Here is a 16,244-nt window from a genome sequence, read left to right as displayed (position 1 = left end):
GTAAATAATAAGTTGTTATAGCCTAAGATACATTGATAGCAGGGGGCCCTCGATCAGGATCCGCTTTAGAAAAGGATTGAATTAAGGTGAAATTCGTGTAATATTCATTCTGAACAAATAGTCTGGAAGTAGCTATATCAAATATAACTATTCCGCCGTCATTTAGTGTTTGACTGAAATAATGAAGTTGTTCACAATCTGTCTTTTCAGCATGGAAATGACTCTCATCTATCGCAAGACATATATTACTGTCATGTTGATGAAATGCATGCACAACACTGATACTCATAGGAAGTATGAGTGCCAGTATTAAAAACAGTGAGATGGCTACTTTTTTATTCAAAACCTTCATTCGGCTGCGAAGATACGAATAAAGATACTTTAGTAAAAGGATATTCTATACTAGAAAAATTGAAGAATAAATTTAAATTTTTTTATTTCACTCCCAATTTTTTCAAAATAACTGACATCAGGCACCAGTTGGTAAACCCTGATTGTAATAAGTTAGCGCCAACGAAAGCTGTAAACCAGATCCAATTAGGGTTAACGAAATGGGCAAGTGCTAAACTGATTAGAATAAAGCTGCCGGCAATGACATTGATATATCTGTTTATCATAATTATATAATTTATTTATTTATTGGTGTTTTTCTATATTAAGTACAATGGCCCTTAAGGGATTATCGCTTTTAATTTCAGTATTTAATACTGCCAGTTCTTCCAGAAGTTTATCAATTTTTCTTTCTTCAGAAAAGCTAAAGAATAAAATAGACCTTACATTTTCAGATGAGTTTGAAAACCAATTATCAATCAGGTTTTCATTATCTAAGGTTTTAAATCCATTGATATCAGCATTACTGAAAGCCATTATTTCTGCTTTTCTGAACAATTGTACGGCTTGTTTTTCGTAAGACTTTACGGCAGTAAGTATTAAAAGTTTCATATTGCTTATTTTTTTAGCTTGCTTTTTTCCAGATAATAGTAAATCAGCGGAACAGCAAGTAGTGTTAAAAATGTGGAAAATATAGTTCCTCCCAAGAGAGAAATAGCCAATCCTTGAAAGATAGGATCAAAGAGCATGACCACAGCTCCTATGACAACCGTTCCTGCAGTTAATAGAATAGGCGTGGTACGAACAGCTCCAGCTTCAATTACAGCTTGTCTTAGGTCAACACCTTCCTGTATTCTAAGGTTGATAAAATCAACAAGAAGCACAGAATTTCTTACCATTATTCCTGCGAGGGCAATAAGACCTATCATAGAAGTTGCTGTAAAATAGGCATCAAATATCCAGTGCCCAAGTATGATTCCTACAAGTGATAGCGGAATAGCAATGAGCATAACAACCGGAGATCTAAAACTTTGGAACCACCCTACCAGTAAAACATAAATAATGATGACAACTACTGCAAAGGCAGCACCTAAATCTCTAAATACTTCAAAGGTGATTTGCCATTCTCCGTCCCATTTAACAGTGTATTCATTTGTGTTCTGAGGCTGTTGATTCCATTCTTCCTGCAAAGTATAACCCGCAGGCATGTTGATGTCATCCAGAAGATCCGACAAAGAAAGCAAGGCATAAACAGGGCTTTCCAGTTCTCCAGCCATATCAGCAGTTACATAGACCACCCTTCTTTGATTCTTCCTCATGATACTTTTTTGAATCGTGTCTTTTTTCAATTGAATTAAATCTCCTATTGGGATAGCTATTCCATTGTTAGATAATACTTTAAACTGCATAAGGTCAGTAGCAGAGACTTTTTCTTTGTCTTCAAATTTTAGTACAATACCAATATCATTGTTTGCCTCATCCCTGTACATTTTCCCTATAGGTTTATCAGATAATGACATTTCCATTGTTTTGACAATCTGCATTGGCGTAACACCATTTAACATGGCTTTTTCCTTGTCTACAATAAAATTATATTCTGTTTGATCGCTTTCAACCATCCAGTCTACATCAACTACATCATCAACTTCTGTAAACTTTCCTTTTAGTTGCTCAGCAATTTTAATCTGTTCTTCATGATCCGGGCCATAAACTTCAGCAACCAGAGTAGAAAGTACTGGTGGGCCCGGTGGTACCTCAACTACCTTAATATTGGCACCAAACTTTTGACCAATTTTTTGAACTTCAGGTCTGAAAACTGTTGAGATATAATGACTTTGTTCTTCTCTATCTCCTTTATCAGTCAGATTTACTTGAATATCAGCAATATTAGAACCACTCCTAAGGTCATAATGTCTTACAAGACCGTTAAATGTGATAGGGGAGGCTGTTCCGGTATAAGTTTGAAAATTCTGAACGTATTCACTTTCCTTCACATATTGGGCAATCTCCTTGATCACCATATCCGTGCGTTCAAGGGTGCTGCCTTCAGGCATGTCAACAATGATTTGAAACTCATTTTTATTATCAAAAGGAAGCATTTTAACAGCCACATGTTTGGTTAAAAACATGGCAGATGTTCCTATTAATAAGAAGATGTTGATTCCGAAAAATGCATAGCGATACGATTTTTTATCTAGTAGCGGGTCAATTGTTTTTTTGTAGAATTTAAAAATACTTGATTCTTCTAAAGTTTTTGCAGGTTTGCTATTGCCTTTCTTCTTGTCTTCTTTTTCACGAAGGAAAATATAGCCTAAATAAGGTGTAATCGTCAATGCTACAAATAGGGATATCAGCATGGCAATAGAAGCTCCAATCGGCATAGGGCTCATATATGGCCCCATTAAACCAGAAACAAATGCCATTGGTAATACTGCGGCGATAACGGTGAATGTAGCGAGAATCGTCGGATTCCCAACCTCATTAATAGCGTATATGGCAGCTTGCTTAAATGGTAATCGCTTCATTTTGAAGTGCCTGTGCATATTTTCGGCGATAATAATGGAATCATCAACTACAATTCCTGTAACAAATACCAAGGCGAAAAGTGTGATACGATTCAAGGTATAATCCATAAAATAATAACTGAACAAAGTCAAGGCAAATGTTACTGGTACTGATAAGAATACTACCAGACCTCCCCGCCAACCCATTGCAAGCATTACCACTAATGAAACTGAAAGAATAGCGATAAACAAATGGCTTAACAATTCAGATACTTTATGAGAAGCAGTTGCGCCGTAATTTCGTGAAACGGTTACATGGACGTCATCTGGAATTAAATCCTTCTTCAAGGCTTCAATACGATCAAGAATTACTTCGGAGACTTTCATAGCATCACCACCCTTTTGTTTTCCAATTGAAAGTGTTACTGCATTGTATAACTCAGGATGTGCCGAAATTTCATTTGAGGCGCTACCATAACCAAAATTTACATAATTTTTAGCTGTTTCAGCGCCATAGGTAACCTGGGCAACTTGATTAAGATAAATAGGTCTGTTTTCATTTACGCCGACAATAAGGTTTTCAATATCCTCTGCTGATTTCAGGAAATCACCTGTATGAATACTTATTTCTGAATCATTATTGGTAATAACTCCAGAATTAGATTGTATGTTACTAGCCTGAATCAATTGGGCCACAGTAAGTATATCGAGTTTGTTTTCGGCAAGTTTGTCTTTATCTAAGACAACACTCACTTCCTGACTTCTGCCACCTATAATATTACTTATGGCTACACCATTCACTTTTTGAATTTCTGAATTTACTTCTTCAACTATTTGTTTCAGTTGAAAGTCATCATAATTCTCACTCCAAAATGTCAATCCCAAAACCGGTACATCATCAATGGCTCTTGTTTTCACCAGTGGCATGGTAACACCTTGAGGTATTTCGTCTAAATGCTTGATGATTTCATTATAAAGCTGTACGAAGGACCTTTCTAAATCTTCACCTACAAAAAACTGCACGATAAGCATTGCTTTTCCTTGCATTGATGTAGAGTATACATATTCAACACCAGGTAAATTGCTGACAATCTTTTCTAATGGCTTTGCCACTTTAGATTCAATTTCTGCTGGGGTTGCTCCGGGATATCCAACAAAAATATCGGCAATTGGAACTTCGATTTGAGGTTCTTCTTCTCTTGGAATTAGAAAAGAGCTATATACCCCAATGATCAAAAATATGATCATGAGTAGAATGGTCAGCTTCGATTGTAAGAAGACCGATGCTATTTTTCCTGCGAATCCTTTATCCATGTCTATTTATTTTATGTTGAGTTTGGCTCCGTTATATAATTTACTTTCAGCGCTTAGAATGTATGTCTCTCCTGAGGAGAGGCCTGATAATACTTCAACTTTGTCTCCAAGAGATTTCCCTAACTTTAACCATCTGAGAATTGCAGTATTTGAGGCACTTACGGTATAAATACCTTGCAAGTCGCCTTTTGTTATGATGACATCTCTTGGAATCAAGACCTGGGAACTTAATTGATTGTTCGATGGGAAGGCTGCGGAGATAAACATACCTGAATACAGTCTGGTCCCTTCTGGAATAGCTAAGTGAATTTTCACCAAATACTGCCCGCCGGTGTTTTGAGAGGAGGTACTTATTTCACTTACAGTACCAGTGATATTGATACCGTTGGATTTCACAAATACTTTGACGCTGTCATTTTTATTTATAAAGGGAATATCATTTTCACTTATCATAGCCATAGCCACAAAATCGCCAGGAGCTTCAAGACTTAGCAGGTACTGTCCGGGTTTAGCCATATCTCCAATTTTCACTGAAGTAGAAGTAATAACTCCGTTAAATGGGGCCTTTATGTTGGTATACGAAAGCATGGCGTCTACTTCCTTCTGCATTTGTTCAGCTGATTCAACTTGCGCCTTTGCAATATCATATTGGGTTTTCACGTCATCATATTCCTTTTGGGATGCACTCTTTTGCTCTAATAAGACTTGAAATCTCTGATAGTTTTTCTCAGCTGTTATGTAACTCGCTTTAGCCTGATTGATCCCTGCCTGAGTTTGTGCGCGACGTGCTTCCATATCTGAATTGTTTATATCGATCAAAGCTTGTCCTTTACGTACCTTATCACCAACTTTTACATATACTTTTGATACATAACCCATCATTCGTGTACTGATATTGGCAAAATTTTCAGCCTCTATTTGGCCACTGGCACTGAAAAAACCTTTCCCCTCTGGTTGTGAGGCTTTTTCGACTGTAACGTTTACTGCGGTTACTGTTGTCTTATTCTCAGGTTTAGAATCAGAACATGATGAAAGTAACATCGCTGCAACAATAAACAGCCCCAGAATGTTTGTAGTTTTTATATTAGACTTCATGGTTTTCATAGTTATATGGTTAAAAATTTTAAATAGGCTTTTGAAAAGTTATAATTGAAAATGGCTTTAGCGTGCTCGAGCTCTTTCTCATGATACTTGGTTTCAGAATAAAGTAAGTCTGTTGATTTTTCCAATCCTTGTTTAAACCTGTTTGAAGTAATTCTAAAGGCTTCTTTTGATTGTTCAAGGGCAAGACTTGTTAGCTCAACTTGATTTTTTGAATCCGCAAATTTTCGCTTTGCTTTGTTGAGTTCTAATTCACTTTCCTGGATGTATTTTTGTTGCGTAAGACTGGCTTTTTCAAGCAGTGCTTTGTCTTGGTGAATCTTCCCAATATTTTTATAGCCACTAAATATATCCCATGATAGCTGTAAGCCAATCATGTAGTTGTTAGCACCGAAGCCCCCAAAGGTAGCGTCATTCCATTCATAGTTCGCTACAGCATTTGCTCTTGGAACAAAATTCATTTTTGACGATTCGAGCATTTTTTCTTGGGCATCTACAGAATATTGCATCGCAAGAATGTCTTTTCTATTCATTGATAGTATCGAATTGTTTTCAGTGGTAATCGGGTCGAGTATGAGTTCATCATTCGGGCTAAGTAAGGATTGTGATTCTTCACCAATAAGGAATTTTAAATAATCCGATACATTTTGAAGGTTAGATTTGGCCAGATTTAATTTATGCTCGATTTCGGCTACCCTGACTTCCATATTAAGGTAGGCAGCACTTTGCATTAGGCCTTGGTCAAAATTATTCTTTGCCCATATTTGGTTTTGAACAGCCGTTTCTTTAGCCATCTCCATAACAGATAAAGACTTGTAGGCTAATTGTAGTTGCATATACGTTTTTGTAGCTTCCAGCTCAATGTACTCTTCAGTCCTTTGCATTTGCAGGTTTGATGCTTCAGCATTGATGTTGGCCATTTTTCTTTCTTTCCAGCCATCTAGATTGATCAATGGTTGAATCAGTTCTATTCTCGTATTGAAATTTTCCACATTCCCCGGATCATTCAGTAATTCCGGGTCAAAATCACTGGTTGTTACATCTCTTTGGAGTAATTTAAAACCGAAAGCATATAATGGATTGTTGGTAAAAGTACTCGTGTTGCTTAAACTTATCTGTGGCAACAGGACAGCACTGGAGCTTTCGTATTGGGCTTTCGCGAAGGCATATTCCTGTTCTGAAATTTTAAGACTGGTATTCTTTTCTTTTGCTTTAGACTTAACTTCGTCAAGACTAATTACTGAACTCGTTTGAGCCTGAATTTGTAAGGCTGCCAAAAATAGCACAAGTACAAAATTCTCTTTGAGTATCGATTGGATTTTTCTTAATGAATGCATGGATTATATCAATTAATTCCTTGCAAAACTAGAGCGGAGTAGAACTTGTCTAAGTAACTTAGGGTACAGAAGAGGGAGTCAATTTGTTGTAGTGTAAAATTGTTGATACTGCTAAACACAACTGACAAAGCAGATTAGCTCAATCATTTTGAAAATTGTGGCGTAAGTACGAAAGATTTAACTTTTATGGATTTATACGTAATCGGCGCATTTTCATATTTAAGGCCTCAACACCTAATGAAAATGCTATGGCAAAATAGAGATAGCCTTTTGGAATGGCTCCAACATGTTGTCCAAAAATTACAGCATTCGATAAGTGGGCACTTTCAGTCACTAGCATAAATCCAATAAGTATTAGGAAAGAAAGGGCGAGCATTTGTATTGTAGGATGTTTGTTGACAAATTTACCAACTGGTAATGCGAAAATCATCATAATTATAATTGAAACAATAACAGCTGCGATCATAACGATTAAGGCGCCATCCAAACCATTAGTCATACCAACCGCTGTTAATACAGAGTCGAAAGAAAAAATAATATCTATGAGCACGATTTGAATAATAACTTTAGATAAAGAAGATTTAACATCTGTCTTCGCCTTTTCTTCTTCACTTATACCTTCTACCTTGTGATGAATTTCACTGGTGCTTTTGTACAAAAGAAAAATACCACCTCCAAGTAGGATAAGGCTCTGGCCAGAAACAGCTGCTTGAAACCATGAAAGGTCTATAGTGAAAAGAGCATCCTTCATCGCAATAATAAAGGAAACGCCAATGAGTAATATTATTCTAAAAACCATGGCCAGCAGCAATCCGATATTGGTTGCTTTTTTAATTTGATTTTCAGGGAGTTTTCCCGCTGTAATCGAGATGAATATGATATTATCAATTCCGAGGACGATTTCAAGAAACGTAAGCGTCACGAATGCTACCCAAGTGTCTATATGATAAAATATTTCCATGGTTATTTTATTATTATGTCAATTTAATTTGACTGCTGTGCCTTTCTGTTTAAAGTTAGATCCTTTATAATAAGCATTAAAGGTATAGGTGTTATTTTTGATACCAGTAATTTTCACGTGAAAAGGAGTACTGTCAAGCATAGTTTTCGGATTTTTCTTTACCAAAACATATTCAAACTGATCAATCCATTTGATATTAAAGGTATCTTTTATTCCGTTAAAATCTTCTATCTGAATGGAATCATTTCGAATTGCGTATGAAATGGTCTCCTTATCTTCTAAAGTCGTTTCGAAGGAACCATATTTAAGCTCATCAACATGAATATTACTGTTTGTTAAACAAGATGCTGTTGCTAAGAATAAGATGATGATGGCAAAATATCGCATAATAATTAAATTCCTGTATAATTATGAGGAGTTATAGCTTTGAGCTCCATTTTAATAGATTCATCGACATCAAGGGTGTCTATAAAATCAGCAATTGATTTTCGGTCAATCTTGGCATTTGTTCTGGTAAGCCCCTTTAATGCTTCATAAGGGTCAGGATACGCTTCTCTCCTTAATATGGTTTGAATTGCCTCGGCAGCAACAGCCCAATTATCTTCCAGATCCTTGTCAAAGGCCTCTTTATTTAAAAGTAATTTATTCAAGCCTTTCAATGTTGATTTGAAAGAAATGATCGTATGACCTATAGGGACCCCTATGTTCCTCAGAACAGTTGAATCAGTAAGATCTCTTTGCAATCTTGAAATAGGTAATTTAGCGGATAAATGCTCAAAAATAGCATTGGCTATTCCTAAATTTCCTTCGCTGTTTTCAAAATCAATAGGGTTAACTTTATGAGGCATGGCCGAAGACCCTACTTCACCTTTTTTGATCTTCTGTTTGAAATAATTCATTGAAACATATTGCCATACATCTCTATTGAAATCGATTAAAATGGTGTTGATCCTTTTTAAACCATCAAAAAATGCGGCAAGATGGTCATAATGCTCAATTTGTGTAGTAGGGAAGGAGTGGCTCAAGCCTAATATGTCTTGAACAAAATGACTTCCAAAGGCTTTCCAGTCTTGATTTGGATAGGCAACCTTATGCGCATTGAAATTTCCGGTAGCCCCGCCAAATTTGGCAGCAAATGGGACTCCATTTACCAGTTTCAGTTGTTGTTTAATTCTTTCTATAAAGACATATATTTCTTTACCGAGTCTTGTTGGCGAAGCAGGTTGACCATGGGTCTTAGCTAGCATTGAAATACCGCTCCATTCGTTGGCAAGGGATTCAAGTTTTTCAATTAATGCGTTTATTTCCGGCAAGTAAACACTTTCATAAGCATCCTTAAGTGATAAGGGTACTGCCGTATTGTTAATATCCTGAGAGGTAAGACCAAAATGGATAAACTCTTTGTATTGTTGCAGTTGTAAATCATCAAATTTTTCCTTGATAAAATATTCTACCGCCTTTACATCATGATTGGTAATACTTTCAATTTCTTTTATTCTTAAGGCATCTTCGCTTGTGAAATCATCATAGATTTTTCGGAGAACTGGGAAAAGATTTGAATCAAAATCTTTTAATTGAGGTAAAGGAATCTGACAAAGGGCAATGAAATATTCAATTTCAATTCTGACCCTGTATTTAATGAGTGCTTCTTCTGAAAAAAAGGCAGAAAGACCTTCGATTTTATTTCGGTATCTACCGTCAATTGGAGAAATGGCATTCAATGCTGTCAAATTCATAATAGTTCGTTTTTTTGTAAGCTGCAAAAATAGCTTATTAGACTTTTTTACACATCATTTATCTATAGATTTTTTAACAATTTCCGAGCATGGACCTTATATCCGCTTGTTCCTGAATCCGCATTTTTTTGTAAAACTGATCTCAATTCTTCATTGATCCATTTTTCGTGATTTCCCCAAAGTTTTAAAGTGTCCATAGCATATACTTGAGTTGCTACCTTATGCTCTTCAATTAACCAGTCAAAATTACATGAAATTATTTCATCTATTTCTTTCTTTTTGAGTTCTTCAAGATCTGAGATATTAGAAAAGTAATAACGGCTCCAGATAGAACAGATTTTGGAGACAGGCCTTAGAGCGCTTTCGTGTTTTAATGTTGACATTCCCTGAATAAAAGTAACGATGTATTCATTTAAGAGGCTGCAATCATCAAGGCATACCAATTCAAGTATCCAGGCTGCTTTAATGTGTAAAGGATCATCAATATCAAATGTTTTATCGATGAGCTCCGGAAGAATTTCAGGTCTGTCTAATACAGCTTTAGCGGCAGCATCCCTATAGCTTCTTTTGGCATTTTTTACAATAGCCAATATGAGATCGAGCTCCATTTTGTCCATAATATTATTATTCTAATACACGAAAGCAGGCTGTCAGAAAGGCCTTATTCTTTCAGATATTAATATATACCGGCTGAAAGTATAAAATTAAAAAATATTTCTATTTTTACCCTATGAATTAGTCAGTTAAATTGGGCAACAATTTGTTGATTTAAGAGTTATTTAAGTAGAAAATTTATTCGGATGTATAGATATATTTTGTTTTTGATTTGTTTTATGAATCTTGGAATGGTATATGCGCAAGCAGATATCAATCAAACAGATGCTGATGGCAATCGACATGGCGTGTGGAGAAAGTATTATAACAATGATAGAATCAGATATGCTGGAACATTTGAGCATGGAAAAGAAGTTGGGGTTTTTAAATATTTTTCTGCTTCTAATTCTGATAACCCTATTATCATAAAAGAATATAAAAGCAATAGTGAGCTGGCTGATGTCAGTTTTTTCACACCTGGAGGCGCCTTAGAAAGTAAAGGCCTTATGAAAGGAAAAGAAAGAGAAGGGAAATGGTTTTACTATCACGCCGATGGTAAGTCAATAATGAGTGAAGAAAATTATGTTAATGGTAAATTAGACGGAGCTTATAAAACTTATTACCCATCAGGAGAACTTACTGAAGAGGCTACTTATAAAAATGGTTTACTTCATGGAAATTATAAAAAGTATGCTATTAAAGGATTTATGTACCAGGACTTTAATTATTCCAAAGGGAAACTAAATGGAATGGCAACTTATTATAGCCGAAAGACTGGCGATTTGATCAAAAAAGGACCATTTAAGGATGATTTAAGAGTTGGTACCTGGGAGAATTACGTTGATGGCGAGCTGGTCAGTACCGAACAGCCTGCACTGAAGCCGGAGCGTGATTAATCAACCGCACGCAATCTTTGATTGAGAGACTATAGTTAAAGAAGTCTCTAAATAATCAAATTACTTTTAGTTTTTCGTATCTTTGCCGACGCAATTTTTTTAATCATGAAAAGAGTTATTGTTGGTTTATCAGGAGGAGTTGATTCTAGTGTTGCCGCTTATTTATTGAAGCAGCAGGGATACGAGGTTATTGGGCTTTTTATGAAAAACTGGCATGATGATACTGTTACCATATCCAATGAATGCCCGTGGCTCGAAGATAGTAATGATGCCATGCTTGTGGCTGAAAAACTGGGTATTCCATTTCAGGTAGTTGATCTTAGTGAACAATACAAAGAACGCATAGTCGATTACATGTTCAGAGAGTATGAAAGAGGAAGGACGCCAAATCCGGACGTCTTGTGTAACCGAGAGATCAAGTTTGATGTTTTTATGGACATTGCCATGGATCTTAATGCTGATTATGTGGCTACCGGTCATTATTGCAGGAAATCTGAACAAGAGATTGATGGCAAAATGGTTTACAGTCTTTTAGCTGGGAAGGATAACAACAAAGATCAATCTTATTTTCTTTGTCAGTTATCTCAGGATCAATTAGCAAAAGCCATGTTTCCTATTGGTGAATTAAACAAATCTGAGGTGCGCGAGATCGCAGCTGAACTTGAACTTGTTACAGCAGAAAAAAAGGATTCTCAAGGACTTTGCTTTATCGGTAAAGTCAGATTACCTGAATTTTTACAACAACAATTAAAGCCAAAAGAAGGTGTTATCGTTCAAATTCCGAACGATTCAACAATTTACAATAGAGAAATACCTGAATTTTCTAATCGAGAAGAGGCCCTTAAGTTTAATAGCCAAAAATTTCACTATGCTGTAGAGGATGGAAAAGCAGTAGGCAAGCATCAGGGAGCTCATTATTTCACCAAAGGACAACGTAAAGGCCTGGCCGTAGGTGGTACTGTTGAGCCTTTATTTGTTATTGATACAGATGTGGAAGAAAATGTGATTTATACTGGTGAAGGTAAAGAGCATAAAGGTTTGTATAGAAGTGTGCTTTTTGTTGATGCATCTGAGATTCATTGGATCAGAGAAGATCTGGCACTTGAGGTAGGAGATGAAATGGAAGTTTTGGCTAGAATTAGATACAGACAGCCCTTAGAAAAGGCGACAATATACAGAGCCGAAAATGGTCTTTATGTGTCTTTTAAAAATGCTCAATCTGCAATTACAGAAGGTCAGTTTGTTGCCTGGTATCTGGATGATGAATTGTTGGGTTCTGGCGTGATTGGGTAATCTATGAAGTGACCATCTTGTTTTTTGAATAAACCAAAGCCTTGAAGAATTTTTTTGGCCATTGTTTTTACAGGGATCTCAAATTTATTGACATAGGCAGCAAAGAGTCTCCTGTTTTTTGGCATTCTAAAGGCAAAACCATCAGATATTGTTTGTGTACAAGGTTTGCATATACCGCATGGTTCATTTTTGTGAGTAGGAAAAAGACAAAACCAGCTTTGTTCTATTATTTGGAACCAATCTTTTTCTCTTGCTATTTCCAGCATTTCTTGTTTTGTTGTTTGCATCAAAGGGAAGGCGAAATATTGAAAAATCTCATATTCCTTGGAACCTTTGAAAGATGAGTCCATATATTCAACTACTTGATTATTCAATTTCTTCTCTACAAGTTTCCCTTCCAGATTGGCATCCCAAAGGTTAGGATCTGGTAAAAGAGATTTTTCAATAGAGAGTTGCATATCCGAAATCATATTCTTTTTACAATAACTGGCTAACCAGAGGTATTGTATTCCAATATGCTTTTCTTTTTTAAAATTCAGGAATGCTTTTTCAATATCCTCATCTATTTCTACATCGTCTACCTTGCAAAAAATAATTGGAAGGATCAATTCTTTAGCTTCAGGAAATGAATTGAATAGCGCAGATTTAATCTTTCTCATGGCCATTAACTCGTTAGCAATTGATTTCCTATTTGGGTCAATGATATAATATGGCTGTACCTTTGAATGGTACTTCAATGCAGCTTGCAGTAGTTGAAAGGTCGAATCCCAGCCTCCTGTCCATAAAAGATTAATACATTTATCTGACTTATTCATTTTTAAATTATTTATTCAAATAAAATATTCCTATAATTAAACAGTTTTATTCTTTAAATATTATGATGAAACTCAAAAAAACAATTATTAGAAATTTAAAATAAGGTTAATTCGATTACGAAAAATGAATTTTGACAGTCCCATAAATGTTCTAATTCCTGATGGAGAAAGAGTTCTTGCCAAATTTGTTGTGAATTGTTTATCGAATTGCAAGGATGTAGACGTTCATGTTCTTTCCAGGAATAAGAATGCATCTATTAAGTATTCGAGATTTATCGCTTCTTATACTTTTGAAAATCAGTATGGTTACGATGAAAATTGGATTGAGTTTATCAAGACTCAAATAACATTAAATAAGATTAATGTCATCATGCCTGTAGAAATTGAAGATATCAGGTTGCTATCAGCACATTCCGATGACATAAATGAGCTGGCTACTCTTTTGGTTCCACCACTTAATTCTTTTGATTCAACATTAGACAAATGGAAATTTTACAAGTTTCTAATCTCAAACAAGCTTCCTTCTCCAATTTCCTTAGATTGTTTAGAACCTGTGAAGCAAAATCAATTTCCTTTAGATTTTCCTTTGCTGCTAAAACCAAAAATTGGAATGGGAGGTTTTGGAATAAAAACGATTTTAGATGCGAATATGTTGAAGGAAGGGTTTAATACCAATAAGGATTATATGGCCCAGGAAATGATAGATGGTTATGACATTGATATGAGTGTTCTTTGTTTAAAGGGCACTATTTTAGCCTATACGATCCAAAAAGGTTATGTCTTTAGTACTTGCAAATATAGCGCTGCGCTTAGCGTGGAATTTTTATATGAGGATGATATTTATAGTAGTGTTTCAAAAATGATGAAGAACTTGAATTGGACTGGATTCGCTCATGTAGACCTAAGATATGACAAGATGGATGGTACATTTAAAATATTAGAAATCAATCCACGGGCATGGGGTTCAATTGAAGCATCAAAAAGTGTCGGTATAAATTTTCCATACTTGTATATTTTAACATCTATGGGAATAGCCTATGACCAGCCAGCCTATAGTTTTGATACTTGTTCAGGTAATAAGGGGCTGATTAGGATTATGAAGTCTAAATTATCTAATAAGAAAAAAAGTTTTTCTATTGCGAAACATAACTATCAATTGAAACATTTTACTGATCCTTTGCCATTGATAAAAGACTATTTCAATTCTAAGAATAATAGGAGCTAAACCACTTCAAGTATAGATTACTGCAATAAATTGTTATTTTCACGTTATTAAATATTATTAAACCATTATTTATGAATGACTTAATATATTATGATTCCATTGACTTGATAAATCAGGATAAATGGAGGCATTTTTATAAAAATCATCCAAAAAATAACGCATTTCAATCCTTTGAAATGTATGGGTTTTGGAATTGCTTAGTTAATTACAAACCCTTTGTTTTTATGGCTGAGAATTCAAAAGGAGAATGTCTGGCTTTTTGTACAGGAGTTGTTGCTCCAGTTGGCAAGAGTAAAACAAAATATCACGATAAGACTGCACTTATATATGGAGGCCCGTTGTTTTTGCATAATGACAATGGCCTTTATGATGCCTTTATTCTAAAACTAGGCGCTTTTTTAAAGCGTATTTCCAGATTTACTGAATTCAGAAATTTGGGAAGAGATCCATATTTAAAGGATAATTTCACAAAGCACAAATGGGAGTACATTCCTAAAGTGAACTATCTGATTCAATTAGATACTGAGGAGCTTGTTTTTTCGAGATTTAGCAGGAACAAAAGAAGAGAAATCAGGTCTTCATTAAAAAAAGGTGTTGAAATTTCTTATGATAAGACTGAGGAAAATATTGAGGTTATTTATAGTATTCTGGAAAAAATCTATATTAGGAATGATAAAAAATTAACCTTGCCCATACCAGATTTAAATTTCTTTATTCAGTTAATGAAATTGGAGTTTACCGGATTGAATATGGTAAGTTTTGAAGGAAAGGTGATTGGTGGCGGTTTTTTTCTGTTTGATGAAACGTATCTATATGGCTGGTTTAGAGGCAGTTTGAATGCTGATTTTGGTTTTCTGGATCCAGACAGTGTACTCGATTGGTCAGTCATGCAATTTGGTTTAAAAAAGGGTATATCGTTTTTTGATTATATGGGAGCAGGTAGAAAAGGATGGGAGAATAACATTAGAAAATACAAGTCGCGCTTTGGTGGTGAACTTGTTGAAAATGGAATGTATTCAAGAGCCAGTAATCCATTACTTTTTAGAATCCAAAATAAATTTAGAAGGATGATAGCTTAAATGCTGTAAGTAATTGCAACATTGGTTATTATTGATTAAAAAAGGTCATATGCTATTCAACTCACTTGATTTTGCCATTTTTTTACCTATAGTCTTTGTGCTGTATTGGTTTGTGACAAACAAGAATCTGAAGCTTCAGAATTTGTTGATTGTTGTGGCAAGTTATGTTTTCTATGGATGGTGGGATTGGCGTTTTTTATCTTTGATCTTATTCAGTACACTTGTAGATTATACGGTAGGTAGGAAGCTAAGAGATGAGAATAATGGTTCAAGAAGGCTTTTATTACTATGGACAAGTATTATAGTGAACCTTGGATTTTTAGGATTTTTCAAGTACTATAACTTCTTTCTAGATAATTTTATTGAGGCTTTTAGTTTCTTCGGATATGTCTTCAAGGCAGGAAGTCTTCAAATAATCTTACCTGTAGGTATTAGTTTTTATACTTTCCAAACACTTAGTTATACCATAGATGTCTATAAAAAGAAATTAGAGCCAACCAAAGATTTTATTGCCTTTGCTGCTTTCGTAAGCTTTTTCCCACAATTAGTTGCTGGTCCCATCGAGAGAGCGACGAATCTTTTACCACAGTTTTATAAAAAGAGAACCTTTGATTCTAATAAGGCCATCGATGGTTTGAAACAAATCTTATGGGGATTGTTTAAAAAGGTGGTTATTGCTGATAATGCAGCACAGTTTGCCAATGAGATATTTAATAATTCAGGTGATTATTCAGGAAGTACCTTGTTCTTAGGAGCCTTGTTTTTTGCATTTCAAATTTATGGTGATTTTTCAGGATATTCTGATATTGCTATTGGAACGTCAAGACTCTTCGGTTTTAATTTAATGAAGAACTTTGCTTTTCCGTATTTCTCAAGAGACATTGCGGAATTCTGGCGCCGATGGCATATTTCATTATCCACCTGGTTCAGAGATTATTTGTATATCCCATTAGGAGGTAGTAGAGGAGGATTGTCGATGAAAATCCGAAATACATTTATCATATTCATCGTTAGTGGTTTTTGGCATGGAGCTAACTGGACATTTATTGTTTGGGGAGC

Annotated in this window: 16 protein-coding genes; 5 read left to right on the top strand and 11 right to left on the bottom strand. The window is 35.2% G+C overall.

The window, feature by feature from the left end:
- Window positions 1-22: 22 nt before the first annotated feature.
- From QWY87_RS16370 to QWY87_RS16325, 10 genes are all read right to left on the bottom strand, one after another.
- Complete coding sequence (locus QWY87_RS16370; RefSeq protein ID WP_290293243.1) at window positions 23-343, bottom strand: hypothetical protein; 321 nt, start codon at window positions 341-343, stop codon at window positions 23-25.
- Window positions 344-434: 91 nt separating this feature from the next.
- Window positions 435-617 (bottom strand): YgaP family membrane protein, encoded by a 183-nt coding sequence (locus tag QWY87_RS16365; protein ID WP_290293241.1) that lies wholly within the window; start codon window positions 615-617, stop codon window positions 435-437.
- A 19-nt stretch (window positions 618-636) separates the two neighbouring features.
- Window positions 637-942 (bottom strand): hypothetical protein, encoded by a 306-nt coding sequence (locus QWY87_RS16360; protein WP_290293240.1) that lies wholly within the window; start codon window positions 940-942, stop codon window positions 637-639.
- Window positions 943-947: 5 nt separating this feature from the next.
- The gene (locus tag QWY87_RS16355; protein WP_290293239.1) at window positions 948-4,148 is read right to left on the bottom strand and encodes an efflux RND transporter permease subunit; all 3,201 of its coding nucleotides are present in this window, start codon (window positions 4,146-4,148) and stop codon (window positions 948-950) included.
- Window positions 4,149-4,154: 6 nt separating this feature from the next.
- Entirely contained in the window at window positions 4,155-5,252 is a 1,098-nt protein-coding gene (locus QWY87_RS16350) for an efflux RND transporter periplasmic adaptor subunit (protein WP_290293238.1), read from the bottom strand.
- Window positions 5,253-5,254: 2 nt separating this feature from the next.
- Window positions 5,255-6,586: a TolC family protein gene (locus tag QWY87_RS16345; RefSeq protein ID WP_290293236.1), complete on the bottom strand. Its 1,332-nt coding sequence runs from the start codon at window positions 6,584-6,586 to the stop codon at window positions 5,255-5,257.
- Window positions 6,587-6,770: 184 nt separating this feature from the next.
- Entirely contained in the window at window positions 6,771-7,547 is a 777-nt protein-coding gene (locus QWY87_RS16340) for a TerC family protein (RefSeq protein WP_290293234.1), read from the bottom strand.
- Between the two features lie 18 nt (window positions 7,548-7,565).
- A complete protein-coding gene (locus QWY87_RS16335) occupies window positions 7,566-7,934 on the bottom strand; it encodes a DNA topoisomerase IV (protein WP_290293232.1) in 369 nt (122 codons plus the stop codon).
- Between the two features lie 5 nt (window positions 7,935-7,939).
- The gene (purB, locus tag QWY87_RS16330) at window positions 7,940-9,283 is read right to left on the bottom strand and encodes an adenylosuccinate lyase (RefSeq protein ID WP_290293229.1); all 1,344 of its coding nucleotides are present in this window, start codon (window positions 9,281-9,283) and stop codon (window positions 7,940-7,942) included.
- Window positions 9,284-9,345: 62 nt separating this feature from the next.
- A complete protein-coding gene (locus QWY87_RS16325; RefSeq protein ID WP_290293227.1) occupies window positions 9,346-9,900 on the bottom strand; it encodes a hypothetical protein in 555 nt (184 codons plus the stop codon).
- A 183-nt stretch (window positions 9,901-10,083) separates the two neighbouring features.
- On the opposite strand from QWY87_RS16325, the gene QWY87_RS16320 reads away from it, so the two are divergent.
- Together QWY87_RS16320 and mnmA are read left to right on the top strand one after the other, a co-directional pair.
- On the top strand, window positions 10,084-10,773 hold the full coding sequence (locus tag QWY87_RS16320; RefSeq protein ID WP_290293225.1) for a toxin-antitoxin system YwqK family antitoxin: 690 nt from the start codon (window positions 10,084-10,086) through the stop codon (window positions 10,771-10,773).
- A gap of 105 nt (window positions 10,774-10,878) precedes the next feature.
- Window positions 10,879-12,066, top strand: coding sequence for a tRNA 2-thiouridine(34) synthase MnmA (gene mnmA, locus QWY87_RS16315; protein ID WP_290293223.1), 1,188 nt, complete (start codon window positions 10,879-10,881; stop codon window positions 12,064-12,066).
- Here mnmA and QWY87_RS16310 read toward each other — a convergent pair.
- Window positions 12,009-12,881, bottom strand: coding sequence for a 7-cyano-7-deazaguanine synthase (locus tag QWY87_RS16310; RefSeq protein WP_290293222.1), 873 nt, complete (start codon window positions 12,879-12,881; stop codon window positions 12,009-12,011). The two genes, mnmA and QWY87_RS16310, sit on opposite strands and share 58 nt — an antisense overlap.
- A 124-nt stretch (window positions 12,882-13,005) precedes the next feature.
- On the opposite strand from QWY87_RS16310, the gene QWY87_RS16305 reads away from it, so the two are divergent.
- The 3 genes from QWY87_RS16305 to QWY87_RS16295 form a co-directional block, all read left to right on the top strand.
- Window positions 13,006-14,106: an ATP-grasp domain-containing protein gene (locus QWY87_RS16305; protein ID WP_290293221.1), complete on the top strand. Its 1,101-nt coding sequence runs from the start codon at window positions 13,006-13,008 to the stop codon at window positions 14,104-14,106.
- A gap of 71 nt (window positions 14,107-14,177) precedes the next feature.
- Window positions 14,178-15,185: a GNAT family N-acetyltransferase gene (locus QWY87_RS16300; RefSeq protein ID WP_290293220.1), complete on the top strand. Its 1,008-nt coding sequence runs from the start codon at window positions 14,178-14,180 to the stop codon at window positions 15,183-15,185.
- 49 nt (window positions 15,186-15,234) lie between these two features.
- The coding region (locus tag QWY87_RS16295; RefSeq protein WP_290293737.1) for an MBOAT family O-acyltransferase at window positions 15,235-16,244 on the top strand (1,010 nt) is incomplete at its 3' end.

This window comes from Lutimonas halocynthiae (assembly GCF_030409835.1).
Taxonomy (GTDB): Bacteria; Bacteroidota; Bacteroidia; order Flavobacteriales; family Flavobacteriaceae; genus Lutimonas; species Lutimonas halocynthiae.
This window is presented reverse-complemented; position numbering and strand designations above follow the sequence as displayed.